Origin of the sequence: Lysobacter sp. CA196 (assembly GCF_052078695.1) — a bacterium.
Classification (GTDB): Bacteria; Pseudomonadota; Gammaproteobacteria; order Xanthomonadales; family Xanthomonadaceae; genus Lysobacter.
In genome coordinates, this window is record NZ_JBQJIN010000021.1 from 1 (window position 1) to 25,502 (window position 25,502).

Annotated in this window: 20 protein-coding genes; 7 read left to right on the forward strand and 13 right to left on the reverse strand. The window is 65.6% G+C overall.

Annotated features, from left to right (window positions below):
• Positions 1 to 95: 95 nt before the first annotated feature.
• Complete coding sequence (locus ACTOWK_RS16935; protein WP_441331279.1) at positions 96 to 2,207, forward strand: family 16 glycosylhydrolase; 2,112 nt, start codon at positions 96 to 98, stop codon at positions 2,205 to 2,207.
• Positions 2,208 to 2,387: 180 nt separating this feature from the next.
• On the opposite strand, the gene ACTOWK_RS16940 is transcribed toward ACTOWK_RS16935, so the two are convergent.
• Entirely contained in the window at positions 2,388 to 3,071 is a 684-nt protein-coding gene (locus ACTOWK_RS16940) for a hypothetical protein (protein ID WP_441331280.1), read from the reverse strand.
• 10 nt (positions 3,072 to 3,081) lie between these two features.
• Here ACTOWK_RS16940 and ACTOWK_RS16945 point away from each other — a divergent pair, with 10 nt between their 5' ends.
• From ACTOWK_RS16945 to ACTOWK_RS16955, 3 genes are all read left to right on the forward strand, one after another.
• Positions 3,082 to 3,717: a hypothetical protein gene (locus tag ACTOWK_RS16945; RefSeq protein WP_441331281.1), complete on the forward strand. Its 636-nt coding sequence runs from the start codon at positions 3,082 to 3,084 to the stop codon at positions 3,715 to 3,717.
• A gap of 140 nt (positions 3,718 to 3,857) precedes the next feature.
• Positions 3,858 to 4,490 carry a hypothetical protein gene (locus ACTOWK_RS16950; RefSeq protein ID WP_441331282.1) on the forward strand — a complete coding sequence of 211 codons (633 nt, stop codon included), beginning with the start codon at positions 3,858 to 3,860 and terminating at the stop codon, positions 4,488 to 4,490.
• A 6-nt stretch (positions 4,491 to 4,496) separates the two neighbouring features.
• Positions 4,497 to 6,173, forward strand: coding sequence for an XVIPCD domain-containing protein (locus ACTOWK_RS16955; RefSeq protein ID WP_441331283.1), 1,677 nt, complete (start codon positions 4,497 to 4,499; stop codon positions 6,171 to 6,173).
• Between the two features lie 324 nt (positions 6,174 to 6,497).
• Here ACTOWK_RS16955 and ACTOWK_RS16960 read toward each other — a convergent pair whose 3' ends face one another.
• From ACTOWK_RS16960 to ACTOWK_RS17015, 12 genes are all read right to left on the reverse strand, one after another.
• Positions 6,498 to 8,696: a CocE/NonD family hydrolase gene (locus tag ACTOWK_RS16960; RefSeq protein WP_441331284.1), complete on the reverse strand. Its 2,199-nt coding sequence runs from the start codon at positions 8,694 to 8,696 to the stop codon at positions 6,498 to 6,500.
• Positions 8,697 to 8,899: 203 nt separating this feature from the next.
• Positions 8,900 to 10,180, reverse strand: a complete 1,281-nt coding sequence (locus ACTOWK_RS16965; protein ID WP_441331285.1) for a glutamate-5-semialdehyde dehydrogenase — start codon at positions 10,178 to 10,180, stop codon at positions 8,900 to 8,902.
• Entirely contained in the window at positions 10,177 to 11,409 is a 1,233-nt protein-coding gene (gene proB / locus ACTOWK_RS16970; RefSeq protein ID WP_441331286.1) for a glutamate 5-kinase, read from the reverse strand. Before proB ends, ACTOWK_RS16965 begins: the two co-directional genes overlap by 4 nt.
• Positions 11,406 to 12,695, reverse strand: a complete 1,290-nt coding sequence (gene argH / locus ACTOWK_RS16975; RefSeq protein ID WP_441331287.1) for an argininosuccinate lyase — start codon at positions 12,693 to 12,695, stop codon at positions 11,406 to 11,408. The genes proB and argH overlap by 4 nt, the downstream gene beginning before the upstream one ends.
• Before the next feature lie 130 nt (positions 12,696 to 12,825).
• Positions 12,826 to 14,154, reverse strand: a complete 1,329-nt coding sequence (gene proS / locus ACTOWK_RS16980; RefSeq protein ID WP_441331288.1) for a proline--tRNA ligase — start codon at positions 14,152 to 14,154, stop codon at positions 12,826 to 12,828.
• A 187-nt stretch (positions 14,155 to 14,341) separates the two neighbouring features.
• Positions 14,342 to 15,313 (reverse strand): N-acetyl-gamma-glutamyl-phosphate reductase, encoded by a 972-nt coding sequence (gene argC, locus ACTOWK_RS16985; protein ID WP_441331289.1) that lies wholly within the window; start codon positions 15,311 to 15,313, stop codon positions 14,342 to 14,344.
• A complete protein-coding gene (locus tag ACTOWK_RS16990) occupies positions 15,306 to 15,938 on the reverse strand; it encodes a GNAT family N-acetyltransferase (protein WP_441331290.1) in 633 nt (210 codons plus the stop codon). The genes argC and ACTOWK_RS16990 overlap by 8 nt, the downstream gene beginning before the upstream one ends.
• A 5-nt stretch (positions 15,939 to 15,943) precedes the next feature.
• Positions 15,944 to 17,272, reverse strand: a complete 1,329-nt coding sequence (locus tag ACTOWK_RS16995) for an acetylglutamate kinase (RefSeq protein ID WP_441331291.1) — start codon at positions 17,270 to 17,272, stop codon at positions 15,944 to 15,946.
• Positions 17,269 to 18,363 carry an acetylornithine deacetylase gene (locus tag ACTOWK_RS17000; RefSeq protein WP_441331292.1) on the reverse strand — a complete coding sequence of 365 codons (1,095 nt, stop codon included), beginning with the start codon at positions 18,361 to 18,363 and terminating at the stop codon, positions 17,269 to 17,271. The genes ACTOWK_RS16995 and ACTOWK_RS17000 overlap by 4 nt, the downstream gene beginning before the upstream one ends.
• Before the next feature lie 345 nt (positions 18,364 to 18,708).
• A complete protein-coding gene (locus ACTOWK_RS17005) occupies positions 18,709 to 19,956 on the reverse strand; it encodes an argininosuccinate synthase (protein ID WP_441331293.1) in 1,248 nt (415 codons plus the stop codon).
• A 48-nt stretch (positions 19,957 to 20,004) separates the two neighbouring features.
• Entirely contained in the window at positions 20,005 to 21,033 is a 1,029-nt protein-coding gene (locus ACTOWK_RS17010) for an N-acetylornithine carbamoyltransferase (protein WP_441331294.1), read from the reverse strand.
• Between the two features lie 419 nt (positions 21,034 to 21,452).
• Positions 21,453 to 21,920: a hypothetical protein gene (locus ACTOWK_RS17015; protein WP_441331295.1), complete on the reverse strand. Its 468-nt coding sequence runs from the start codon at positions 21,918 to 21,920 to the stop codon at positions 21,453 to 21,455.
• Positions 21,921 to 22,231: 311 nt separating this feature from the next.
• Here ACTOWK_RS17015 and cysS point away from each other — a divergent pair, with 311 nt between their 5' ends.
• The 3 genes from cysS (at position 22,232) to ACTOWK_RS17030 (ending at position 25,501) form a co-directional block, all read left to right on the forward strand.
• Positions 22,232 to 23,620, forward strand: coding sequence for a cysteine--tRNA ligase (gene cysS / locus ACTOWK_RS17020; RefSeq protein ID WP_441331296.1), 1,389 nt, complete (start codon positions 22,232 to 22,234; stop codon positions 23,618 to 23,620).
• 109 nt (positions 23,621 to 23,729) lie between these two features.
• Entirely contained in the window at positions 23,730 to 24,167 is a 438-nt protein-coding gene (locus ACTOWK_RS17025) for a SufE family protein (protein WP_441331297.1), read from the forward strand.
• Between the two features lie 113 nt (positions 24,168 to 24,280).
• Complete coding sequence (locus ACTOWK_RS17030; protein ID WP_441331346.1) at positions 24,281 to 25,501, forward strand: MFS transporter; 1,221 nt, start codon at positions 24,281 to 24,283, stop codon at positions 25,499 to 25,501.
• The last annotated feature ends 1 nt before the right edge of the window (position 25,502 follow it).

The following is a 25,502-nucleotide window of genomic DNA, read 5'->3' on the forward strand; positions in this document are numbered from 1 at the left end:
GCTTTGTGACTACAACGCCGAGATACCCCACGACAGCCTGGGCGGTTTAACGCCCAACGAGTTTCGGATCCAAAACGACCCGGCGACCTCTAGTTTTGTGTGGCACTGATTTATGGTGGGTCGACAACTCGATCTACGTCATCAATCTAGAAAGGCAGCCCGACCGCATGGCTGACATGTTGCGCGAGCTGGATCGCCTCACCGATGCCGCGAATGTGCCTCTCGCAAATCGCGTTATCCGATTCCCAGCAGTGGATGGACGGGGAGGCTCTGGCGAGCTGACTGATGCGACCTTGGTGAACCCTACATACACATTGGGCGCCCAGCTATTTGTCGAGCCGCAACCGCGTGCCAATCCCGATTTGTTCGACTTGAGCCGCCCAATACAGATGACTCGGGCTGAGATCGCTATTGCCTACTCACACATTGGCGTCTGGAGGAAGATCGCTCAATCGAACGAAGAGTATGCATTAGTTTTGGAGGACGATGTTTGGTTCGAGTACGGATTTGGGCGTACGCTAAATGACGCATGGCGCGAAGCGACTACGGCCGTCGCAGCCCCACCCCATTTTGATATCCTTTATGTCTCGTACCAAGAAGTGCGGCACGGCGCTCCGAAAGAACTAATCGGAAAATGTATCTTTCGACCTCGGCGTGGCCTGTGGTTTCTATCGGGCTACATTCTTTCAAGGCGAGGAGCACAGGCGCTACTTGACGCACTTCCCTGCGAAGGCCCAGTTGATCTCTGGATCAACCACAAGTTTGAGAGCCTGCTCGTGCTGGGCTTGCGTCGCCCTCTCGTACATCAACGTCGCGATCTTCATTCGACAAATTCGTACTCAATACTCCCAAGCCTTGCGCGTATTGGCGTACTGGAAGGTGGAGACGCATCGCTTTTTCATCGTCGTCCCGTTGAGTGGCCGGTATTTGCATTTGGAGCCCCAGGGTCGGGCTTAAGCGCTCTCGCAATGGCGCTTTCGATGCTTGGCTATCGTTGTTGCAGCGATTTTAGTGAAATCCCACCGAGTGAATTCAATCAACTTATGACAGGAGGTAGCGACCGTGTATTCGACGCCTACGTCAATATCGAGTCACTGACGTCTAAACTACCTCATCTTCGACAAACGTATCCACACGCAAAGTTCATCATACTGAGCGAGCCGCGAAGCCATCTCCACGAGGCATTGTTGAGCGTACTGGGCGGCGCCGACGTTCTTCACCTAACCCGAGAGCGTGCCTCTAACTGGAATGCGATTTGTGAGCACCTGAGAATGGCCCCGCCCGACGCACTATACCCATCTATTGATGAAATTGGGCTGCGCACATACGTATGCGAACTGCCTAAGGAAGCACCATCAATCCCAACAAGGCAACTGCAATTCGATACTTCTCCGTGGGTGGCGAGCCCACGAGCTGGCTGGAGCGGACTTTCCGCAAAGACGACTCCTCAAGATCAGCCTAGCTCTATTCCGATACGCATCCATGATGACTTCACAAAAATTCAGCCAACACATTGGCTGTTACGCAATGACACTTTTCCAGGAAATCTTGGCCTCTTTCGCCCGGCCAACATTGCTCTTTCGTCCGACCGCGGCTTGTCGCTCTCTGTCTTAAAGGAGTCTTTGGGGGTACGGGCGCTTAGCGCTGGAGCGATTTCCAGCAGAGCTAAATTTCTATTTGGAAGATTCGAGGCGACGCTGCAAGCAGTCAGTGCTCGAGGTGTTGTTACAGGATTCTTTCTTCATAGGGACTCCCCGCGCCAGGAAATCGACGTCGAAATCCCAGGAAACCGTCCGGACTGCCTCTTGGTCAACGTGTTCTACAACCCTGGGGATGAAGGGTCGAAGTATGACTACGGATACAGGGGAGCACCGGTAATTATAGAACTAGGATTTGATGCTTCGAAGTCATTTCATCATTACGCTATTGAATGGGATCCGTGCGAGATCAGATGGTTTGTAGATGATCAATTAGTTCACCGGCGTGTAATTTGGGATCCCACACCGATTCCGCATCTCCCTATGACCCTGCACTTGAACACGTGGCCGAGTCGCTCCGCAGAGCTTGCTGGTCGACTTGCACTTCGCTCACTTCCGGTATCGGCGTTCGTCAGAAACGTTTTCATTGGTGCACACTGCGTCATCGGGGAGGTGAATTCACCTGAAATGGAGATTGCATGCGGTGATGAAGAGCACCCTTCGACCTAGCGCCGAATATTCCAATATTCAAAATTACTATTTTCTTAAACTAAGAAACTGGATCCGCAGTTTCGAGTGAATAGATGCAAGCTTCTAGCCGAAAGCAGCCGTGTGTCGTCGGATCGGGCAAGACGCCTTTATGGTCAGCGCAACGTTTGTTCCGCCCCGTTGCGCACAACCGGAGTGGGCTCAGGCGCCGTAGCAGCAGCCAAACCGCCCCGCTGCCACGCGCATCGCGCTCGCGGCCTCAGCGGCCAGGCAGCATCTCCAGGTAGCTCCCCCACATGCTATCGCCCCCTCATCCGCAATGCTCTTCCCGCCCCCCAATGCCGCGTGATTTCCTGCGGATTGCGCAGCACGCTCTGCACGGCCACCAGCCGAGCTGGGGCATTTGCTGTTTGCACGGCCGACTTCAAAGCTCAGCAGCGTGTGGCGGTCGGGTTGCAGCAGCTGCCTGGGGCTGACATCGCCGACGTAGGTGGCGCGCGGTTGATAGCGCGAAATTCCTAAGTAGCATTGCTCGGGCAGTTGTTCGTAGCGCGAAATGTTGAACTCAAAGTTGCGCTTGTTGGTTTCGACTTCCAGCCGGCCGGAGAACACGCCGCTAAATTCTTCGGCATCATTGGAGGGTTTGCTGACGAAGATCAGGCTTTCGGCGGTGCCGAGTTCATGGTCGACGATGCCGCCGATGAGCACGATGCGATACCCGTAGTTGCGGTCATGCAGTTTGAAGATCCGTCCAACGCGAACGCGCCTGAGATACCGGTCATATCTCGGCGTCGGCGCCGCCGCATTTGCTTGACCGCTGACGGGCGCTCTTCCAGGATTAGCCGCGGGTGCGTCGGCAATTCGGACGCTGACCGTGGCATACATGGAGAGGTAAATGCTGAAGCTCGACTCTTACCTCCTGGCGAAGAAACTTGCCTCGCTGGTCTGCGCGCTTGCTACCTGTGCGTGCGCCACCACGACTGCTGGCCCTGCTTCAGTTGAAGAGAAGGCTGCCATGACGGTCTCGGCATCGCCCGCCATCAACGACTCGCTTAGCGCGCAACAACTCAACGACAGGATTCTGGCCTGGATTCTGAGTGTGAACGACGCCCGAGACCTGTCCGGCTGGAAGGTCGAGAAGAACACTGGTCTTCATCTGGGGCTTGATCCGGAAACTCCCCATATTTTCCGCGGCGTCGGGGCACTCTCTGATGGCTGGCGCTACTCGCTGTCTTCGGTTAATAACACCCCTGGGCACAGACTCCGCGCCGTCTTGTTCAAGATTGGGCGTGCCGGCGACGACTACGTCGATATGACGCCTGTGTGCGTTGGCCTGGAGCACTATCGATCCGCCCTCATCTCTGTCGGATTCAAAGCGTCTGATATTCCTCGACGGGCGGGCACGGAATACCGGATCTTCAGAAACCGAATGGTCTATGTGCGCGTTGAGCTTCACGGAAAGACAACACCCATCGACGAGCAGCTTTGTGTTTACAGGGTGTTCGTCACGGCTGCGCCCCCTCAAGCATGATCGGGCATCGCAGTACCTCAGCAAGAATTAGATGCGAGCAAAAGCTCGACACCTTGACTCGTGGCGGACGCTCTTCCACGATCAGGCCGCGAGTGCGCCGGCAGTTCGGACGCCGAACCACGGCACACATGGAGACGTAAATGCCCAAACTCGACTCTCACCTTCTAGCGACAAGACTGGCCCCGCTGGCTTGCCTGCTCGCTGCCTGTGCGTGCGCCAGCACGACCGCGGGCCCCACTTCGGTTCAGGAGAAGGCCACCATGACGGAATCGGCATCGCCCGCCAGTAACGACTCACTTAGCGCGCAACAACTCCACGACAGGCTCCTGGCCTGGATTCTTAGCGTGAACGACGCCCGTGACCTGTCCGTGCGGAACATCGAGAAGCACACCGGTCTTAGCATGAGGATAGACACGGACGGCCCCAACAGCTTCCGAGGCGTCGGGGCGTTGACCGGAGCGTGGCGTTATTCGCTGTCCTCGGTGAAGCCCGCCCCCGGCACGAGCCCCCACTCCGTCTTGTTCAGCATGGGGCACAGTGGCGACAACCATGACGATATGACTCCCGTGTGCGTCGGTCTGGAGCACTATCAGTCCGCGCTGACCGCAGCCGGATTTAAGGCGTCGCAACGTCCGCCGCGGCTCGGCACCGAATACAGGTTCTTCCGCACTGAAAAAGTCTCTGTACGCGTTGAACTGCGTGGAAAGACGAAGCTCTATGACGAGCAATTGTGTGTCACCAGGGTTTTCATAAGCGCCGCCCCTTATGGATGATTGAGCATGGCTACACTTCAGGAAGATTTGGAAGCCAGGCAAAATCTCGACGCGATTCTGGCTGAGTTCGAGCGACAAGCCCGAACCGATGACACGAACCCAGGCGAGATTTTTCGCAGCGTTCTCGACAGCACCCCGGGGCTCCGGGCGCAATTTCAGCTCGCTGTTGAGAAAGAACATCTGGTCGCGATAGAAGCCGAAACCGACCCGAGATTCAACGGCAGTTACGACAGTGCTACCCGCACCATGCGCCTGTCGGCTGAGCAATTGAACGAAGCCACTCCGGAGAATAAGCAGCCGGATGAATTTCAGGAAGCCACCAACTTCGTTCGCTACACCGCCGGTCACGAGATAGACCACGCGCTGACCCGCAACGAGAGTTTGCGGATGGAACAGCGCTTTCGAGAGCAGGTCGCGGCAATCGCAAGCGGCCCGTCGCCGCACGACTTTACCGGTCCGGTTAAGGAGTACAACCAAGGGGCGCGCGAGAGGGAAGCTCGGGCGGAGATCGCGGGGTTCAACACGATTGCAGCACAGGTAAAGCACGAGGGTCCTGGGGCGACGTTGGAGGACGTGTATCGAGCTGATGGCGGCGCATCCAACTACATCGACAACAACAGCCAAGGGCCGTCGCCTTACGCCATGGATCAGGGCTTGCACATCAAGCCCGATTTGCAGTTGGACGCTGACAAAAGCGTCGAAGCAATGGCACAAGTGTTCTACGACAAGGTCGGCGATTACCCTGCCCGCAACATCGACTGGGCCTTCAGCGAAATCTACCGCCAGGAAGCCATCGCACAGGCCGCGCATCCCGGGCGCGACTTTCCTGAGGTGAGGATCAATGCCCAGGCGCTCGGCGCGCAGGTGACCGTGCCGCCCGACTTCATCGACACCAGCCGCACGCCGAACAAATCGGCACCGCCTGCGGAGCGACCTGCTAGGCCCGGCGCCAACGACCCCAGCCACCCGGATCAGCCGTTGTTGGAAAAGATCAGGGGCGGCGTGCGCGACCTGGAGCAAAGCATCGGCAAACCTTGGGACGACCAAAGCGAGCGCATGAGCGCCAGCGCGCTTTCGCTGGCGGTCGCCAACCGGTTCGGCCCTGGTGACGACGTCAAAGTCACGCTGAACCGCCCCACCGCGCAGAACGCGGCGGGCGAAGTGCTGTTCGTGTATCGCGACGGCCGCGGCGCCTCTCCCGACCCGGCGGCCAACTATGCGCATATGCCGGTGGCTCAGGCTCTGTCGCTGCCCGCGCCCGAGCGGTACGAGCAAGCGCAGGGTATGCGCGAGGCTCAGGCAGCCGAGCAACGGTCGCTGCGGGAGAGCGCGCAGCAGACACAGGGGATGGATGGGCAGTCTCAGGGTGGCCGCGGATGTAGCGCTAGCCCGCGTGCTGTCGAAGCGGCGGGTGGTGAATCGGCTTGTGTGGATGGCCGGACATCGGGTTCCAGGCGTGCGGCGCGAGCTGAGGCTTCGCGGTCGCGGCTTGCGCCGCTCCTACAGGGGGCCCAGGCGGCCACGCTGGATTTCCAGGGACGTAGTGGATCGCTCTTTGTTAGGAGCGGCGCAAGCCGCGACCGCGAATCCCGGCGTGCGGCGCGAACTGGAAACCCTGCGGTCGCGGCTTGCGCCGCTCCTACAGGGGGCCTAGGCGGCTGCGCTGGCTTTCCAGGGACATAGCGGATCGCTCTTTGTAGGAGCGGCGCGAGCCGCGACCGCGAATCCCGGCGTGCGGCGCGAACTGGAACCCCGCGGTCGCGGCTTGCGCCGCTCCTACAGGGGGCCCAGGCGGCCACGCTGGCTTTCCAGGGACGTAGTGGATCGCTCTTTGTAGGAGCGGCGCGAGCCGCGACCGCGGATCCAAGCGTGCGACGCGAACTGGAAACTCTGCGGTCGCGGCTTGCGCCGCTCCTACAGGGGTGCGCGGGTTTTCCGGGGACGCAGCGCATCGCTCCTACAGGGCCCAGGCGGGTCGTATCGACGACGAGGCCCCGGCACGCCGCATCAACGGCTCAACGGAATCTCCAGATAGCTGCCGCCGAACCACTCGATCCGCAGTGCTTCGCCGGCATCGGCGAGGGTCTCATCGCTGACGTCCTTGCCGCTGCCGTAGTTGATCTGGTCCTGCGGGCCTTTGCCCGGGCCGATCAAGGCCAGCAATCTGCTGCCCGGTGCGAAACGGCGGCTGGTCAGGCGCCCGTTGTTGAAATCGAATCGCTCGCGCTGGCCCGGGGTCAGCAGGCGGCGTTGTTCCAGCTGCTGCAGATAGCTCAAGCGCGATTGGAAGCGCGACAGCTCGAAGTACTCGCCCTTCGCGTTCAATTCGTACAGGCCGATGTGCAGGTCGAGGTCGCGCTTGTTGGCGATCAGGTCGAGATGTCCGCCGAACAGCCCGCTGAACTCGACCGCCTCGGCGAAGGGTTCGCTGACGAACACCAGGCTGCCTTCGCTATCGAGCACGCGATCGACGATGCCGCCGCCCGGCACCCAGCGGTCGGCGTCGCGGCGGTCGGCCAGGTCGATGCGTTGCAGGGCCACGCTGTCGCTGCCTTGCGGCTCGGGTAGCAAACGGCCGCGGCCGTCTTCGCCCTGCTTGGCGAAATGCAAACGCAGGCGGCGCTCGCCCATCGCCTGCAACGACGGCGCGTGCTTCCAGACATTGGCGCCCATCACCTGATAATTGATCCGGTCCTTGAGCACGGCCGGTTTCGGCGCTTGCTTGAAGACATGGTCGAACCACTGGTAGCGCAGCTCGCCCATATCGATGCGCGCCACCGGGTCGATGGCATAGCCGCGCAGGTGGTCGCCCATCACCCCGGTGCCGCGCTGGCCGCCGACATGGTCGTAGGGGCCGATGACCAGGTAGTGCTCGGCCTGCGGCCGGTATTTATAGTGCTGTTGCAGGTAGTACAGCGCGCCGATCTGGGCGCCATCGTAATAACCGGTGGTGGTCAGCACCGGGATGTCGATCGCGGCGAACTCGCCGCGATACGGAATCATGTCCTGCCAATAGGCGTCGTAGTCGGGGTGGTCGAGCCAACGCCGATACAGCGGATTGCGGGTGCCGTCGATACGGTCGCGCTCGCGGTAGGCGCTGCCGTCGACATACCACTGCCGGTACATGCGCTGCCAACGCGCATCGTCTTCGTACGGCGCCTGGTCGAGGGTCTTGTTGTTGGCCACGTAGAACGGCCAGTAGTGCTGAAAGCCGAAGTAGATGCCGCCTTCTTTCGGCACGTCGATGCCGGGCGCGCCGGTCACCGACGGCATCAGCGCTTTGAGCGCCTTCGGCCGGCGCTTGGCGGTCGCCCATTGGGTGAAGCCTTCGTAGCTGCCGCCGTACATGCCGACCCGACCGTCGCTCCAGGCTTGCGCGGCGATCCAGTCGATCAGCGCCGCGGCGTCGCGGCCGTCGTGCTCGTACGGCACCGGCGTGTCGGGGCTGCAACCCTTGCCGCGGCTCAGGCCGACCACGCCGGCATAACCGTTCGAAGCGGTGCGGCGAGCTTCGTTGAGCATGGTCGCCGGATTGGCGTAGATGGTGAAGTTCAACAAAGTCGGCAGGTGCTGCTCGGCCGAACGCGGGCGCACCACCAGCGCACACACGGTCGCGCCCTCCGGGGTACGCACCTGCACCTCGCGGTCGATGCGGTAGCGTCGCGCATCGTCCCTCGCGACCAGGTCGGCGGCCTGTCCACTGAAATCGCGGTACACCGCGGCGATGTGGTACGCACGCAGCAGGGCCAAGGCCGCGGCCTGGTCGATCCCTTGCTTACCGCGTTGCGCCGCTAAGGCAGTATCGAGGGCGCGCTGCAGGGTGGCCGGAGCGAACTGGTCGCCGGTGAACGTGCGCATCGCCAGGGCCGCGCTGCGGTCGTCGAGGCGTGCGAACACCGTCTCGAAACTGGCGCGGAAGGCGCTGTCGAAATCGCTGCGCTCGCGCGCCTGCCGCTCCTTGGCCAGGGCGTGGATCTCGTACTGGACCAGGGTGGCGCGCTGCTGCGGCGGGCCGCCGAGCGGCGACAACTCACGCAAGGCCTCGATCGAACGCCGCGCTTGCGCATAACGCCCGGCGACGAGCTGGAGGCGGAACAACTGGGTGAGATAACGCGCCCGGTCCGGTTCGCGGTAGTCGGCGATCAGGCGTTCGGCCAGCGCCGGCATCGCCGCGTCGAGCGCGGCCGGGCTCTCGAGCGCGGCCACGGGCAATTCAATCGGAGGATCGGCCGCGAAACAAGGCGCCGACAGCAACATGAGACACAGGCACACGATCCGGAACATCCCTACTCCTCGATCCGCGGCAAAGGCACGGCGACATCACAAGAGATGCCGACCGTGGCCGGATCGTCGCACGAATAGGCAAACTATCGGAACGGACCGCGGCCGGGCCACGCCGAAGCCGAAATCTAGCTGCGCGACTCTGCGTGCCTGACCTGCCCTGCCCCGCGCACGACGAAACGCTCGATGGTCAGCGACTCCACGCCCATCGGCCCGTAGGCGTGCAGGCGCGTGGTCGAGATGCCGATCTCGGCGCCGAGGCCGAGCTGGCCGCCGTCGTTGAAGCGCGAGGAGGCGTTGACCATGACCGCGGAGCTGCGGGTGCCGCGCACGAAGGCTTCGGCGGTGGCGGCGTCCTCGGTGGCGATGACCTCGGTGTGGTCGGAACCGAAGCGGGCGATATGCGCCAGCGCCTCGTCGAGGCCGTCGACGACTTTGGCGGCGATGATCAGGTCGAGGTATTCGGCGGCATAGTCGCCTTCGTCGGCGGGTTGCACGGTGTTCGCTACGTCCGCGGGCGCCAACGCGCGGGTGCGCTCGCAGCCGCGCACCTGCACGCCGCGCCCCGCCAGCGCGGCCAGCGCGCGCGGGACGAAACCGGCGGCGATGTCGCGATGCACCAGCAAGGTTTCCAGCGCATTGCACACGCCCGGCCGCGAGGCCTTGCCGTCGATCAGCAGGCCGAGCGCGAGGTCGAGGTCGGCCGCGCGGTCGACATAGAGATGGCAGACGCCCTTGTAGTGCTTGATGACCGGCACCCGCGCGTGTTCGGCGACGAAGCGGATCAGGCCCTCGCCGCCGCGCGGAATCGCCAGGTCGACCAGGTCCGACAGCTGCAGCAGTTCGAGCACGTGCTCGCGCGCCGTGTCCTCGATCAACGACACCGCCGCGGCCGGCAGGCCTTGTTCGCGCAGGGCCGCATGCAGGCAGGCGGCGATCGCCGCATTGCTAGCGCGCGCTTCCGAGCCGCCGCGCAGCAACACCGCATTGCCGGCCTTGAGGCACAGCGCCGCGGCATCGGCGGTGACGTTGGGGCGCGCCTCGTAGATCATCGCGATCAGGCCCAGCGGCACGCGCTGGCGTTCGATCACCAGGCCGTTGGGCCGGGTCTCGCGGCGGGTCACTTCGCCGAGCGGGTCGGCCTGCGCCGCCACTTCGCGCAGCGCCGCGGCGATCGCGCCCAGGCGCGCCGGGTCGAGCCGCAGGCGGTCGAGCATCGCCGCGCTCAGGCCAGACGCTTCGCCGCGGCCGAGGTCTTCGGCGTTCGCGGCGAGAATGCGCTCGCTGGAGGCGTCGAGCTGCGCCGCCATCGCCTCGATCAGGCGGCGGCGCACGTCGCCGTCGAGCGCGGCGAGGACGACGGAGGCGTCGCGCGCCTGTTGGGCCAAGGCCCGGACATAACCGCTCATGGCAAAACTTCCTTGGGCAATTCGGCGGCCGGGCCGTTGTCGGCGCCGGCGTCGGCGTTGGGACTCTGGGACGGCTCGCTGGCGCGGTCGAGCAGCACCAGGTCGTCGCGGTGCACCACCGATTCGCCGTAGCGGAAACCGATCAGCGCTTCGATATCGCGGCTGTGGCGGCCGGCGATGCGGCGCACCTCGCCGGCGTTGTATTGGACCAGGCCGCGCCCGAGTACGGTGGCGGCATCGCCGACGCTGCGCAGCTCGACCACGTCGCCGCGGCGGAACTCGCCTTCGGCCGCGACCACTCCGCCCGGCAGCAACGAAGCGCCGCGATCGTGCAGGGCCGTGGCTGCGCCGGCGTCGATGCGCAGGCAGCCGCTGGCCGGCGCGTGCCGCAGCCACTGCTTGCGCGCGCGCAGGCGGTCGCTGCGCGCCGCCACCAGGGTGCCGTGCAAACGGCCTTCGCCGAGCGCGGCGACCACTTCGGCGTCGCGGCCGCAGAACAGCGCGGTGGCGATGCCGGCGGTGGCGGCCTTGGCCGCGGCTTCGAGCTTGGTGCGCATGCCGCCGGTGCCCAGCGTGCCGGCGCCGCCGCTGGCGGCGTCGAGCAGTTCCGGGGTGACCACGGCGACTTGCGGAATCGGCCGCGCCGACGGGTCGCGCTGCGGATGGCCGCTGTAGAGGCCGCCGATGTCGGTCGCGATCAGCAGCAGGTCGGCATCGACCAGCGACGCCACCGCGGCAGCGAGATTGTCGTTGTCGCCGAGCTTGAGTTCGTCGACGGCGACGGTGTCGTTCTCGTTGATGACCGGCAAGGCGCCGAGCCGTAGCAGTTCGCGCAAGGAGGCGCGCGCGTTGAGATAACGACGGCGATTGCGCAGGTCGTCGTGGGTCAACAGCACCTGCGCCACCGGCACCGCCGACAGCCCCTGCCAGAATGCGATCAGCGAAGCCTGCCCCAACGAGGCCAGCGCCTGCCGCAACACCAGGCCGTTGCCGCCGGCTTCGATGCGGCTGCGCCCGGCCGCGACCGCGCCGGACGACACCAACACCACTTCGCGTTGTTGCGCGCGCGCCTCGGCGATGAACCGCGCCAGCCCGGCCGCATAGCGCGGGTCGAGCCCGCCGCCGGCCTGGTCGGCGAAACCGGCCAGCAGGCTGCTGCCGACCTTGAGCACAGCGCGACGCCAGTTCGGCAAAGGCTGCGCTATGAAATCCTTTGCCGCGACGCTCATGTCAGTGCCTGCAAACGTCTGCGCAGCACGTCCAGGCGCAGATCGGCGGAAGCCCCGGGTGACACGCGCGCGGCCAGACTGGCTTCGGGGTCGCCTTCGGCCCAGCGCGCCGGATCGGCCGCCTGCTTATAGGCGTCGCGGAACGGCACGCCTTGACGGGCCAAGTCCACGGCAAGGTCGGTCGCGTACATCGACGGGTCGAGCGCGGCGCGCAGGTTGTCGGGCTTCCACTCCAGGTTACGCAGCAGATCCGGCAGCAGTTCGAGCGCAGCCAGGCCGCGGCCGAAGGCGTGGAAGATCGCGCCCTTGGAGAACTGCAGGTCGCGGTGATAACCCGACGGCAACGACAGCAGATGCTCGATCTCCGAGCGTGCGGCGGCGACGCTGGCATAACTCGCGCGCATCAGCTCGATCACGTCGGGATTGCGCTTGTTCGGCATGATCGAGCTGCCGGTGGTGTACTCGGCCGGCAGCGCGACGAAGGCGAATTCGGCGGTGGTGAACAGGCTCAGGTCCCAGGCCAGGCGGCGTAGGTCGAGCACCGCGGTCGACAGAGCATCTATCGCGCCGAGTTCGAACTTGCCGCGCGATAGCTGCGCATACGCCGCCGACACTTGCAGGCGGCCGAAACCGAGCGCCTGCGTGGTGTGGTCGCGCGCCAACGGCAGGTTGACGCCATAACCGGCGGCGCTGCCGAGCGGGTTGGCATCGACCCAGTCCAGGGTCTGCTGCGCGCGCACGGCGTTGTCGATGAAGCCTTCGGCCCAAGCGCCCCACCACATGCCGGCCGAAGACACCACCGCGCGCTGCAGATGGGTGTAACCCGGCAGCGGCAGCTGCGCTTCGGCTTCGGCGCGGGCCAACGCGACCTCGGCGGTTTCGCGGCACAGCGCGTACAGATGCGACAGGCGATCCTTGAGCCAGAGCCGGGTCGCGACCAGGATCTGGTCGTTGCGGCTGCGGCCGGTATGGATCTTGCGGCCGGCATCGCCGAGACGTTCGATCAAACGCCCCTCGATCGCCGAATGGCCGTCCTCGAAACGTTCATCGAGGACGAAGCGGCCAGCGCGGAAGTCCTCGGCCAGCACGTCGAGCTCGCGAGTCAGGCCGGCGAGCTCGTCGGCGCTGAGGATGCCGATCTGTTGCAGGCCTTGTGCATGCGCGGCGCTGGCCTGGATGTCGAACAGGAAGAATTCGCGGTCGAGGATCACGTCCGCGCCGGCAAGGAAGTGCTGGATGCGTGCGTCGACCTTGACGCCGGGTTTTTGCCAAAGCAGATCGGACATGGGGGCGGCTCGCGGGGGCTGGAGGTGGTGTGGGAGCGGAGCGAGGAGCGAGAAGTGAGGAGTGAGTAGCGAGGAACTGGGAACAACGCTTTTACTCGTTCCTCGTTTCTCGCTCCTCACTCGTTCCTGGCTACAAGTTCCTCGCTTCAAGCCGTGCCGGTACGTCGCCCGGCGGCAACTCGCTGCGTTCGCCGCTGGCGCGGCGCTTGAGTTCGACGATACCGCGATCCAGTCCGCGCCGCCCCACCACGACCTGCCAAGGCAGGCCGAGCAGGTCCATGCGCGCGAACTTGACCCCGGCACGTTCTGGGGTGTCGTCGTGCAATACATCGATGCCGCGGGCTTCGAGCTGCGCTTGCAGCTCGACGCAGGCGGCGTCGATGGAGGCATCGGCCGGATCGAGATTGACCAGACCGACGCGGAACGGCGCGACCGCATCGGGCCAAACGATGCCGCTGTCGTCGTGGCCGGCTTCGATGATCGCGCCGAGCAGGCGCGACACGCCGATGCCGTAGGAGCCGCCGTGGATCGGGCGCTCGTCGCCTTCGGGCGTGGTCACCAGCGCCTTCATCGGTGCCGAGTATTTGGTGCCGAAGTAGAACACCTGCCCGACCTCGATGCCGCGCGTCTGCACGCGCTGCTCGGCCGGCACCTCGCGCTCGAAGCGGTCGATGTCGTGAACGTCTTCGGTCGCGGCGTAACGCGCGGTCCAGGCCTGCACGATCGGTTCCAGGTCGCCTTCGTAGTCGGTGTCGTCGGCGGGAATCGGCAGGTCGAGTACGGCGCGGTCGCAATACACCGCCGACTCGCCGGTCTGCGCCAGCACCAGGAACTCGTGCGACAGATCGCCGCCGATCGGGCCGGTTTCGGCGCGCATCGGGATCGCGCGGATGCCCATGCGGGCGAAAATGCGCAGGTAGGCGACGAACATGCGCCGGTAGGAGCGGCGCGCCGCGGCTTCGTCCAGGTCGAAGGAATACGCGTCCTTCATCAGGAACTCGCGCCCGCGCATTACCCCGAAACGCGGCCGTTGCTCGTCGCGGAACTTCCATTGCACGTGATACAGGTTCATCGGCAAGGCGCGATAAGAGCGCACGTTGGCCCGGAAGATCGCGGTGATCATGTCCTCGTTGGTCGGCCCGTACAGCAGCTCGCGCTCGTGCCGGTCCTTGATCCGCAGCATCTCCGGGCCATAAGCGTCGTAGCGCCCGCTCTCGCGCCACAGATCGGCGAGCTGCAGGGTCGGCATCAGCAACTCGAGCGCGCCGGCGCGGTTCATCTCGTCGCGGACGATGGCCTCGATCTTGCGCAACACCCGCAGGCCGGCCGGCAACCAGGAATAGATGCCCGCGGCTTCCTGGCGGATCAGCCCCGCGCGCAGCATCAGCCGATGCGAAGCGATCTGCGCGTCGGCGGGGTTTTCCTTCAATGTCGGCAACAGATAACGCGATAGACGCATGGCGACTTGCTCCAAACGAACCAGCAGACGAGAACCGAACTCCGTTTACGCCCCCCCCCTTTGGAAAAGGGGGGTTAGGGGGGATTTGCTCTTGCTCTTGCTCTGGCTCTTGCTCGATAAAAAACAAAGCAACGGCAACAGCAAATCCCCCCTGCCCCCCTTTTTCAAAGGGGGGAACAGCACAGGCTTACGGTTGCGGTCGCGGCTCCACCTCGATACCGGTCAGCTCGTCGAAGCCGAACGCCAGGTTGAGGTTCTGCAAGGCCTGGGTCGCCGCACCCTTGAGCAGGTTGTCCAGGGTCGACACCACCACCACCCGGCGGCCGTCCTCGGACACGCTGAAGCCGCCGATGTCGACGTGGTGCTTGCCGGCGATCGCGCTGACCCAGGGCGCGTCTTCCTGTACCCGCACCATCGGCTCGCCGTCGTAGTGACGGTGGTAGTGCTCGACCAGCTCCTCGCGCTCGAAACGGCGCGACAGATGCAGGTTCGAGGTGATGGTCAGGCCGCGGAAATGCGCGGCCACGTGCGGCATGAACTCGACCGGGTGGCCCAGGTGGCGAGTGACTTCGCGCTCGTGCATGTGCCCGGTCAGCGCGTACGGCATCAGGTTGTCGCGCAGCTTGTCGGGGTCGTTCTTGTCCGAGGGCGAAGTACCGGCGCCGGAATAACCGGACACGCCGAAGCATTGCACCGGGCCTTCCAGCACGTTGAGCAACGGCGCGATCGCCAGCTGCATGGCGCTGGCGTAGCAACCCGGATTGCTGATCCGGCGCTGGCCGTGGTACTGAGCGCGGGTCAGCTCCGGCAGGCCGTAGTACCAGTGGTCGTCGAAGCGATAGTCCGCCGACAGGTCGATCAGCACCGGCTCGGCGCCGGCCGCATCGAAGGCGGCGACGCACTGCGCGGCCTTGCCGTTCGGCAGGGCCAGCACGATCGCATCGGCCCCGAGGCCCGGCAGCTCTTCGTGGCTCGGCGAGCTGTAACGCAGGTCGCCGCCTTTCGCGGCGTACTCGGGGATGTGCTCGGCGACCGGCTGCCCGACCAGTTCGCGCGAGGACACGAAGGCCAGCTCGAACTGCGGATGCGTGGCGACCAGCCGGATCAAGTCTACGCCGACATGCCCGCGCGCGCCGACGATGCCTAGGGTCTTAGCCATGGGTCTTGCCTCCGGGAGCGTGCTGTTCGAGCTTGTACTGCAGGTTGCGTTTCACCGCCTGCCATTCGCTGTCGATGATCGAGAACGCGACGGTGTCGCGGCGGCTGCCGTCGGCATGACGGCGATGGTTGCGCAATACGCCATCCTGCTTGGCGCCGAGGCGGGCGATCGCGGTGCGCGAAGCCAGGTTGAACCAACTGGTCTCGAAACCGACCGCGATGCACTCCAAGGTCTCGAACGCATGGCCGAGCAACAGCAGCTTGGCCTCGGTGTTCAGGCCGGTGCGCTGCACCCGCGGCGCGTAGAAGGTGTAACCGATCTGTACCCGCGGCACGCTCGCGTCCATGTCGTAGTAGCGGGTGCTGCCGACCACCTCGCCGTCCGCATCGAGCACCGCATAGGCCCAGGCCGTACCCCGGCCTTGCATCGCCAGCGCCGCATCGACATAGGCTTCGACGGCTTCGGGCGCCGGCACGTTGGTGTACCAGGCGCGCGCCAGCTCGCCGTCGGCCAGGGCCGCGCGCAAACCGTCGGCATGCGCATAGCTCAGCGGTTCGAGCGTGACGTGGCGGCCGCTCAATCGGGTCGGCCCATGCCAGGCAGCGGCGGTGCGGTCTTCGTTCATCAGGTTTAGTCCTGCAGGGTCGGGGCACGCTGGGACGAAAACGCCACGCATTCGGCGATCTCGTCGAAGCCGTTCATGCCGTACCAGAACACCTTCCACTTCTCTTGCTTGTAGCAGCCGTCGGACTCGGCGTAGTAGAAGGGATTGACCGGGTTGCCGTGGCGCGAGCGCCAGAACAGGCTCGGGTTCTGCTCGCGCATGACCTGCCAGACGGCGCGGCCGAGGCCTTCGCCCTGGGCGTCGTCGAGCACCGCGAACTTGTCCAGGTAAGTATGCCCGCCACCTTCGATGAGAATCACCGCGGCGCGGTAGTTCTCGCTGACGTAGGCGCGCTTGAGCGTGGTCTTGTCGAAATAGTCGCCGACCAGTTTGCGCCCGAACGCCGACTCGATCAGGCTGCGCAGCCGCACCAGGTCGAGCTGGTCCCAACGCTCGGCCTGCAGCACGCGTTCGCCGCGTCGCACCAGGGTGCCCGAGCCCTTGTGGGTGAACAATTCCTTGGCCAGTTCGGCCGGCTTGGTGATCGACACCGACGAGGTCAGCGGCAACTTGTCCAACAAGTCCTTGATCTGCTCGATCTTGACCCGCATGCCGCCGTTGATCCACGGCTGCTCGATCAGGTGTTCGTACTCGGTCGACAGATTGATCGAATCGATGACCCGGCCGTTGTCGTCGAGCAGGCCGCCGGTGCCGGTCAGGAACACGATCTTGTACGGCTGCAGCACCTGCACCAGTTCGTTGGCGGCGAAATCGGCGTTGACGTTGAGGATCTGGCCGCCGGCGGTTTCGCCGAGGCTGGCGATCACCGGGATCGAGCCGGCCTGCAGGCTGGCCTCGATCGGCGCCAGGTTGATCGCGCGCACTTCGCCGACCAGGCCATAGGTGTCGCGGTCGAGGTAATCGGCTTCGAACACGCCGGAGATGATCGAGGTCGCGCGCGCGTCGCCGGTCTGCAAGGCTTCGACCAGCTTGAGGTTCTGCGCCTGGAACACGCGGCGCACGATCGCCAAGGCTTCTGGCGAGGTCACGCGCAGGCCGTTGACGGTCTGCTTCTCGATGCCGGCGGCGGCCAGCTCGGTGTCGAGCTGCGGGCCGGCGCCGTGGATCACGATCGGGGTCAGGCCCACGTCCTGCAGGAACGCCAGCGACGAGGTCAATGCGGTCAGATCGTCGCGCAACACCGCGCCGCCGACCTTGACCACGGCGAAGCGCTTGGCGTCGAGCTGGGAGAAACGTTTGAGGTACTGCGAGATCTCCTTCGCGCTGGCCATGCTCGAAAGCAGGCGCACGATGGTCTGTCGCGTTTGCAGGTGGGCGTCCATCGAAATGCTCATTGCGCGTTGTTGTCCATGATGCGGGCGACGCTGTCGGCGTAACGCTGCAGTTGTTCCAGGGCGACCCACTCGTCGGCGGTATGCGCCTGGGCGATGTCGCCGGGGCCGTACACCATCGCGCTCAGGCCGCCAGCCGAGAACAGCGAGGCCTCGGTCCAGAAATCCACCGCGTTGCCGATCGGCAGATCGAGCGCGTCGGCGAGGTCGCGCGCTTCCAGGCGCCGTTGCTCGGCGGTGGCGACATCGCCGGCGGGCAGCGAGGGGCCGCGGAAGGTTTCTTCGTAGCTCTCGATCGCGCTGGCGTCGGCCATGCTGCGGAAGCCTTCGTGCAGGCCGTCGATGGACTGCGACGGCAACGGCCGGAAGCCGAAGCGCAGCTCGGCGCTCGGCGCGATCATATTGGCCTTGATCCCGCCTTCGACCCGGCCGATGTTGAAGCGCAGCCCGGTCAGGCCGCCGAAGCGCTGGTGCGATTGCGACTCGACGAAGTCCAGGGCCTTGCCGCCCCAGCGGATCGCCTGGTGCAGCGCGCTGGTCTGCATCGCGTTCGCGCCCGAGGCGTGGCCGGCGACGCCGCGGAACTTCAGCAGCACCGAGCTGATGCCGCGATGCGCGAGCACCGCTTCGCACATCGTCGGCTCGGCGATGATGGCTTCGTCGAAACCGTGATCGGTGGCGAGAAAGCCGGCGATGCAACGCGGGTCGTTGGCTTCTTCGTCGGTGCTGAACAAGAACGCGGCATCGCCCTGCGTCGTCGCGGCAGCCGCGAGCAGACCGGCGGCCGCGCCCTTGATGTCGCAGGCGCCCAGGCCGATGGCGCGGTCCTCGGTGACGCGCAGGGTATGCGGATCGGCGCTCCAGGCCTGCGACGACGGCACCGTGTCGAGATGGACGTTGAACAAGCGCCGCGGCTGCCCGCGCACGGCGAGCATCGACACCGCCCCGGCGCCGTGATCGACGACTTCGATGCGGAAGCCGTCGAGCTGGCTGCGCAGATAATCGAAGATGCCGCCGGTGCCGATCTCGCGCGGCGGATTGCGGGTGTCGAAGGACACCAGGGCCTGCAGGTGCTGCAAAACTTCGGGGAGCATGGAGGTCTGGGCTCGTCGGATCGTGGGGATGATGCGGTGGGGGCGGTGCGTGTGCTGCGACTGCTGTTGCCTTGCTGTTGCCTTGCTGTTGTTGTTGCTGCTGTTGTTGCTGCTGTTGTTGCTGTTGCTGCTGTTGCTGCTTTGGCTGTGCGCTTCCGCTTAAGTCCCCTCTCCCGCTTGCGGGAGAGGGTTAGGGTGAGGGCGCTCTTGCTGTCGCTGTGAAAGCAACGGCAACAGAGCAGCTCGCGCCTGCGGCGCTTCGCCCCCTCACCCCAACCCCTCTCCCGCCAGCGGGAGAGGGGCTTCAGAGCGCCGGCGCGACCTCACTGCCAGCGACATCGAGCCTCAGCTCTTGCGATTGATCTCCGCCCACAGCGTGCTGCTCATGCCGAACAACTTGATGAAGCCTTCGGCCTCGGCCACGCCCCAGTCGGCGGCCTGGGCGTAGGTCGCGCCCTTGGCGTTGAGGATGTGCGGCGAGTCGATCGCGACCGCGTTGACCACGCCGCCCGAGGTTTCCAGCACCACTTCGCCGTTGACCGTGCTCTGCGAGCTGGCCAGGAAGGCTTCGAGGTCGGTCTTGAGCGGGTCGTGGAAGAAGCCTTCATAGACCAGCTCGACCCACTTGCGCGCCACGTCCGGCTTGAAACGGTTCTGCTGCTTGCTCAGCACCGCCTCTTCCAGCGCGCGATGCGCGGTCAACAGCGCGATCAGGCCCGGCGCTTCGAAAATGATCCGGCCCTTGAGGCCGATGGTGGTGTCGCCGGTGTACAGACCGCGGCCCACGCCGTACTGGGCGAACAAACCGTTGAGCTTGGCCAGCAGCTTGTGACCTTCGATCTTCTCGCCGTCCAGGGCCACCGCTTCGCCGTTCTCGAACTTCAGCGTGACCTTCAGCGATTGCGCCGGCCATTCCGCGCGCGGCTTGCACCAGCCCACCGCGCCTTCGCCCGGCGCCTGCCAACGGTCGATCTCGCCGCCGGACATGGTCAGGCCGAGCAGGTTCTCGTTGATCGTGTAGGCCTTCTGCTTGGCGCGCACGCCGAAGCCGCGCTCTTCCAGGTACTTCTGCTCGTAGGCGCGCACTTCGGTGTGTTCTTTCTGGATTTCGCGGATCGGCGCGACGATCTCGTAGTCGCCGAGCGCCTTCACCGCCAGGTCGAAACGCACCTGGTCGTTGCCCATGCCGGTGCAGCCGTGGGCGATGACCTTGCAGCCCAGTTCGGCGGCGCGCGCGAGCGCGGCCTCGACGATCAGGTAACGGTCCGACACCAGCAGCGGGTACTGGCCCTGGTAGCCCTCGCCGGCCCAGACGAAGGGCTTGACGAAGCCCGACCAGATCGCCGGGCCGCCGTCGACGGTGACGTGGCTGGCGACGCCGAGTTCGGCCGCGCGCTCTTCGATGAAAGCGCGCTCTTCGGCATCGACGCCGCCGGTGTCGGCGAACACGGTGTGCACGGCCCAGCCGCGCTCCTGCAGATAGGGCACGCAGAAGCTGGTGTCGAGGCCGCCGGAGAAGGCGAGGACGATGTCTTTGCTGGCGGGACTCGGGACTCGGGACTCGGGACTCGCGGAAGCGGATTGCTGCGACATGGGGAACTCCAGAAAGTGGAAACAAAAGAGAGAAGAAGGCGGACGCGCTTACGAGTCCCGAGTCCCGAGTCCCGAGTCCCGCATCAACGTAGCCATGATCGCCTTCTGCACATGCAACCGGTTTTCGGCTTCGTCGATGGCGATGCACTGCGGCGAATCCATCACCGCATCGGTGGCCTTGACGTTGCGACGCAGCGGCAGGCAGTGGCTGAAGACGCCGTTGTTGGTCAGCGCCATCTTGGCTTCGTCGACGATGAAGTGCTGGTACTGGTCGCGGATGGGTTTTTCCGGGCCCCAATTGCCGAAATACGGCAGCGCGCCCCAGCTCTTGGCGTAGACCACATCGGCGCCGCGGTAGGCGCTTTCGATGTCGTGGCTGACCTGCAGCGAACCGCCGCTCTCGGCGACGTTCTGCTCGGCCCAGCCCATGTAGCGCTCGTCGAGCACGTACTCCGGGGTCGGGCACAGCAGGGTCACGTCCATGCCCAGGCGGGTGGCGATGGTCAGGGCCGAGTTGGCGACCGCGGTGTTGAGCGGCTTGGGGTGATAGGTCCAGGTCAGCACGTACTTCTTGCCGCGCAGGTCGCTGGTGCCGAAGTGCTCCTGCAGGGCCAGCGCGTGGGCGAGCTCCTGGCAGGGATGGGTGATGGTTTCCATGTTGATGACCGGCACCGGCGAGTACTTGGCGAAGCTCGCCAGCACCTTGTCCTGGCGGTCGTTGGCCCAGTCGACGAACTTCGGGAACGCGCGCACGCCGATCAGGTCGACGTAGCGGCCGAGCACCTTGGCCACTTCGGCGATGTGCTCCTCGGTGTCGCCGTCCATGACCGTGCCCAGTTCGAACTCGATCGGCCAGGCGTCCTTGCCGGGCTGCAGGACCACCGCATGGCCGCCAAGCTGGAACGCGCCGAGCTCGAAGCTGGTGCGGGTGCGCATCGACGGATTGAAAAACACCAGGGCGATCGATTTGCCCTTGAGCTCATCGCCGAGCTTGTTGCGCTTGAACGCGGCGGCCTGCGCGAGCAGCGCATCGAGGTCGTTGCGCGACCAGTCCTGGGTGTTGAGGAAGTGCTTCATCGGTTGGCTCGGTTCCGTAACGGGAATTGGGAATCGGGAATGGGGAATCGGTAAAGCGGTCATGCAGTCATGCAGTCATGCGGTGGCTGGCAATCGCGCGGGGCACTGGAAACCGGCGAGCCTCGCCGATTCCCTCCCCCTCCCCGATTTCCGAACCGGAAAAACAAAAAAGCCCAGCGCTAAGGCTGGGCTTTTCGTGTGTGTTGCTTGTTACACGAACGACGGCGAGCACCGTCACCCAGCGGATTGGCAGGGCAACGGTCGACGCGCGCGCGAGGTCATGCCCGCCGCCATGTAGGCAGAGGTCAGGATGTCGGCGTCGGCGTAGTTCGGGTTCATGAGGCCGCGAATGCTCGCATGGGCGGGCCCGGGGCGCAAGCCGCCCAGGGCGTCAAGCCGGCCGTCCAGACCGGTCGGGATCAGCGCGAGGTGCTGATCGGGGTGATGATCGGGGTCACCGCGACCCGGATCCGCAGCTTGTTGCCGGGGTCTTCGGGCAGGCGCGAGCGGAACCGGCTGCCCTTGTAGACATAGTCGACGTCGTAGGCGATGGGGCGGCGGAACTCGCGCTCGACCGGCACCGGCTTGCAGTTGTCGCCGGTGCTGGGCTTGGGGTTGCGTTCGCGGCCAAGCGCCTCGCGCACCGCACCGACCACCCGCGACAGGCGCGAGTCCTCGGCGGTGGGCGGTTCCGGCTCGCACTGCTGCTCGACCGTGGTGGCGCGCAGGGTCTGGTAGACCGGCGTCACCCGCAGCACCTGGGCGTAATCGAAGCGCACGTTTTCGGCCTGGATCACCGTGTGCTGGGCCGCCGCCGGGATCGTCCACAGGCCAGCCAGGGCGCTGGCGAGCACCAGGATCGAAGCCTGCAGGACGGTTCGGTTCATCGGGCTCGCGGAGTCGGATTCGTAAACAAAGTGTAAGAGCAGTGTCCGCTCACGGCCTGAATCCCGCCTTTAGACCCTGAGCCTGCGAGCTCTCGGCGTGATCCAGGCGACGCTTTGCAGGCCCCGGGCCGGTCCGATTGCGCACCGAAGCGATGCCTCGCCGCCCCGATCGGCCGGCCGATCGCGCTCGGCCGCGCCCTCGCCCGCGGTCCCGGACCGATCGCCACGCCGCAGCGTCGGCCCGGATCGCCGCCGGGCGCACCGCGAGGGTCATCGGCCGTTAGAATGAACCGACCCCAAGCCGTATCTCCATGAGCCTGCATCTCTACAACAGCCTGTCGCGACAGGTCGAAGCCTTCGTCCCGCTGGATCCGGCACGCCCGACGATGTACGTCTGCGGCCCCACGGTCTACAACTTCGCGCATATCGGCAACGCCCGCGGCCCGGTCGTGTTCGGCGTGCTCGCCGACCTGCTGCGCCGCCGCTACGGCGTGCTGGCCTACGCGCGCAACATCACCGACGTCGACGACAAGATCAACGCCGCGGCCGCCGAACAGGGCGTGCCGATCTCGACCATCACCGACCGTTTCGCCGCCGCCTACCGCGAGGACATGTCCGGCCTCGGCGTGCGCTTGCCGGAGCTGGAACCGGCCGCGACCGCGCACATCGGCGAAATCGTGACGATGATCGAGCGCCTGATCGAAAACGGTCACGCCTACGCCGCCGAAGGCCACGTGCTGTTCTCGATCGAGACCTACGACGGTTACGGCAAGCTCTCGCGCCGCGACATCGACGACATGCGCGCCGGCGCCCGCATCGAGGTCGCGCCGTACAAGCGCGACGCCGGCGACTTCGTCCTGTGGAAGCCCTCGACCGGCGACCTGCCGGGTTGGGACTCGCCCTGGGGCCGCGGCCGCCCGGGTTGGCATATCGAATGCTCGGCGATGGCCGCCGCGCACCTCGGCGAAACCATCGACATCCACGCCGGCGGCGTCGACCTGGTGTTTCCGCACCACGAGAACGAAATCGCCCAGAGCGAGTGCGCCCACGGCGGCAAGACCTTCGCCCGCTTCTGGCTGCACAACGGCATGCTCAATTTCGACGGCGGCAAGATGGCCAAGTCGAAGGGCAACATCGAGACCGTACGCGACCTGCTCGGCAAGCATCCGGCCGAAGCGCTGCGCTATGCGCTGCTGTCGGCGCACTATCGCCAGCCGCTGGAATGGTCGCCGGGCTTGATCGAACAAAGCGCGCGCACCCTGGACCGTTTGTACGGCACCTTGCGCGAGTTGGCCGAGGTCGACGCCGGTGCCATCGCCATCCCGGCCAGCATCGAGGCCGCGCTCGAGGACGACCTCAACACGCCGCAGGCCCTGGCCGAACTGGCGCGCATCGCCGGCGAAGCGCGCAAGGCCACCGACCCGGCCGAACAGGCCCAGCTCAAGCGCGACCTGCTCGGCGCCGGCCTGGCCCTGGGCCTGCTGCAGCAAGACCCGGCCGCGTGGTTCGTCGGCGCGGTCGATGCCGACGACGACGCCCGCATCCAGGATCTGGTCGACCAACGCAACGCAGCCAAGAAGGCGCGCGATTTCGCCCGCGCCGATGCGATCCGCGACCAACTCGCCGGCGAAGGCATCCTGCTCGAAGACACGCCGGCCGGCGTGCGCTGGGTCAGGAAGCGCGCCACCCAGCCGGCCTGAGAGGCCGGTCGAGGCGACCACCGCTGCGCTTGTGCACGCCCAGCCGGCAACGGCCGCGGCGCACGCCCCGAATACCGCGCCAGGGACGGCCGCCTACCGTGATGAATCGATGATAGTCAGTCCCTTCCCGCTCGAACCCACCGCCGCGCAAGCGCAGGCCGCGATCCGCGAAGAATTCGCCTTCTTCGGCGACTGGTCCGAGCGTTACCAGTACCTGATCGACCTCGGCCGCAAGCTGCCCGACCTGCCGGATGAGTGGAAGACCGAGGAGCATCGCCTGCTCGGTTGCCAGTCGATGGTCTGGATCGTGGTCGAAGGCGACGCCGACAAACTGGTGTTCCATGCGATCAGCGACTCGGCCATCGTCTCCGGCCTGATCTACCTGGCCCTGCGCGTGTACTCGGGCCGCAGCGCGACCGAGATCGTCGCCACCCAGGCCGACTACATCGCCGACATCGGCCTGGCCAAGCATCTCTCGCCGACCCGCAGCAACGGCCTGGCGGCCTTGCTGGCCTTCGTCCGCGACCAGGCGCAACGGCGCCTGTGAGCCACGACGCCGACCGCCCCGACGCCGTCGGCAGCGGCGCGCAGAGCACTACCGCGCAGAGCAGCACCGCAAGCGCCCATCCTGTCCCGGCCCCGACGGTCGGCGCCGCGCAACTGCTGCGCAACCCGGGTTTCGTCGGCCTGCTGGTGTATCGCTTGCTGGGCATGCTGTCGTACCAGATCGTCGCGGTCACGGTCGGCTGGCACGTCTACGAGATCACCCACGACCCGCTCGCGCTCGGCCTGATCGGCCTGACCGAGGTCATCCCCTATTTCTGCTTCGCCCTGTTCGCCGGCTATGCGGTCGACCACCTGCCGCGGCGCAAGCTGGGCCTGTTCGCCTGCCTCGGCCTGATGCTGACCACGCTGCTGCTCGCCGGCGTCGCCGGCGTCTATGTGCCGGCCGGCGCGTTCGGCTTCGGCACTTTGACTATCTACGCGGCGATCGCCATCAACGGCGTGGTCCGCGCCTTCCTGGCGCCGGTCTACATGTCGCTGTTCGCGCGCGTGCTCAAGCGCGAGCACTACGCGCGCGGCGCCGGCGTCAGCAGCGTGGTCATGCAGACCGGGCTGGTGCTCGGCCCGGCCATGGGCGGCGCGCTGGTGGCCTGGGGCGGCAAGACCTCGGCCTATCTGGTCGCGGCCGGCTTCGCCCTGGCCGCGGCGGTCGCGATCATTTCCCTGCGCGTGACCGAGCCGCCGGCGCCGGCCGAACGCGCGCCGGTGTTCAAGAGCATCGGCGAAGGCCTGCGCTTCGTCTTCAATAATCAGGTGGTGCTCGGCGCGCAGGCGCTGGACATGTTCTCGGTGTTGTTCGGCGGCGCGGTGGCGCTGTTGCCGGCCTTCATCAACGACATCCTGCACTACGGCCCGGAAGCCCTGGGCGTGCTGCGCGCGGCGCCGGCCGCCGGCGCGGTGCTGATCGGGCTGTGGCTGGCCAAGCACCCGCCGCAGAAGAACGCCGGCCGCCTGCTGCTGTTTGCGGTGGCGGGCTTCGGCCTGTGCATCGTCGGCTTCGCCCTGTCGCGGCAGTTCTGGCTGTCGGCGGCGATGCTGATGCTGTCGGGCATGTGCGACGGCGTCTCGGTGGTGCTGCGCTCGACCATCCTGCAACTGTCCACGCCCGACGAAATGCGCGGCCGGGTCTCGTCGATCAACGGCATCTTCATCGGCTCCTCGAACGAGCTCGGCGCCTTCGAATCGGGGGTGGCGGCGCGCCTGATGGGCCTGGTGCCGTCGGTGATCTTCGGCGGCTGCATGACCCTGGCGGTGGTCGGCGCGACTGCGAAACTGGCGCCCAAGCTGCGCCGGCTGGATCTGCGCGACCTGCAGTGAG

Coding starts and splice junctions, on each gene's coding strand:
- ACTOWK_RS16940 (WP_441331280.1), bottom strand. CDS start 3,071: ATGTATGCCACGGTCAGCGTCCGAATTGCCGACGCACCCGCGGCTAAT.
- ACTOWK_RS16950 (WP_441331282.1), top strand. CDS start 3,858: ATGCCCAAACTCGACTCTCACCTTCTAGCGACAAGACTGGCCCCGCTG.
- ACTOWK_RS16990 (WP_441331290.1), bottom strand. CDS start 15,938: ATGAACGAAGACCGCACCGCCGCTGCCTGGCATGGGCCGACCCGATTG.
- argH (WP_441331287.1), bottom strand. CDS start 12,695: ATGTCCGATCTGCTTTGGCAAAAACCCGGCGTCAAGGTCGACGCACGC.
- ACTOWK_RS16965 (WP_441331285.1), bottom strand. CDS start 10,180: ATGAGCGGTTATGTCCGGGCCTTGGCCCAACAGGCGCGCGACGCCTCC.
- cysS (WP_441331296.1), top strand. CDS start 22,232: ATGAGCCTGCATCTCTACAACAGCCTGTCGCGACAGGTCGAAGCCTTC.
- ACTOWK_RS16945 (WP_441331281.1), top strand. CDS start 3,082: ATGCTGAAGCTCGACTCTTACCTCCTGGCGAAGAAACTTGCCTCGCTG.
- ACTOWK_RS17010 (WP_441331294.1), bottom strand. CDS start 21,033: ATGAAGCACTTCCTCAACACCCAGGACTGGTCGCGCAACGACCTCGAT.
- proB (WP_441331286.1), bottom strand. CDS start 11,409: ATGAGCGTCGCGGCAAAGGATTTCATAGCGCAGCCTTTGCCGAACTGG.
- ACTOWK_RS17025 (WP_441331297.1), top strand. CDS start 23,730: ATGATAGTCAGTCCCTTCCCGCTCGAACCCACCGCCGCGCAAGCGCAG.
- ACTOWK_RS16955 (WP_441331283.1), top strand. CDS start 4,497: ATGGCTACACTTCAGGAAGATTTGGAAGCCAGGCAAAATCTCGACGCG.
- ACTOWK_RS16995 (WP_441331291.1), bottom strand. CDS start 17,272: ATGAGCATTTCGATGGACGCCCACCTGCAAACGCGACAGACCATCGTG.
- proS (WP_441331288.1), bottom strand. CDS start 14,154: ATGCGTCTATCGCGTTATCTGTTGCCGACATTGAAGGAAAACCCCGCC.
- ACTOWK_RS17000 (WP_441331292.1), bottom strand. CDS start 18,363: ATGCTCCCCGAAGTTTTGCAGCACCTGCAGGCCCTGGTGTCCTTCGAC.
- ACTOWK_RS17015 (WP_441331295.1), bottom strand. CDS start 21,920: ATGAACCGAACCGTCCTGCAGGCTTCGATCCTGGTGCTCGCCAGCGCC.
- argC (WP_441331289.1), bottom strand. CDS start 15,313: ATGGCTAAGACCCTAGGCATCGTCGGCGCGCGCGGGCATGTCGGCGTA.
- ACTOWK_RS17005 (WP_441331293.1), bottom strand. CDS start 19,956: ATGTCGCAGCAATCCGCTTCCGCGAGTCCCGAGTCCCGAGTCCCGAGT.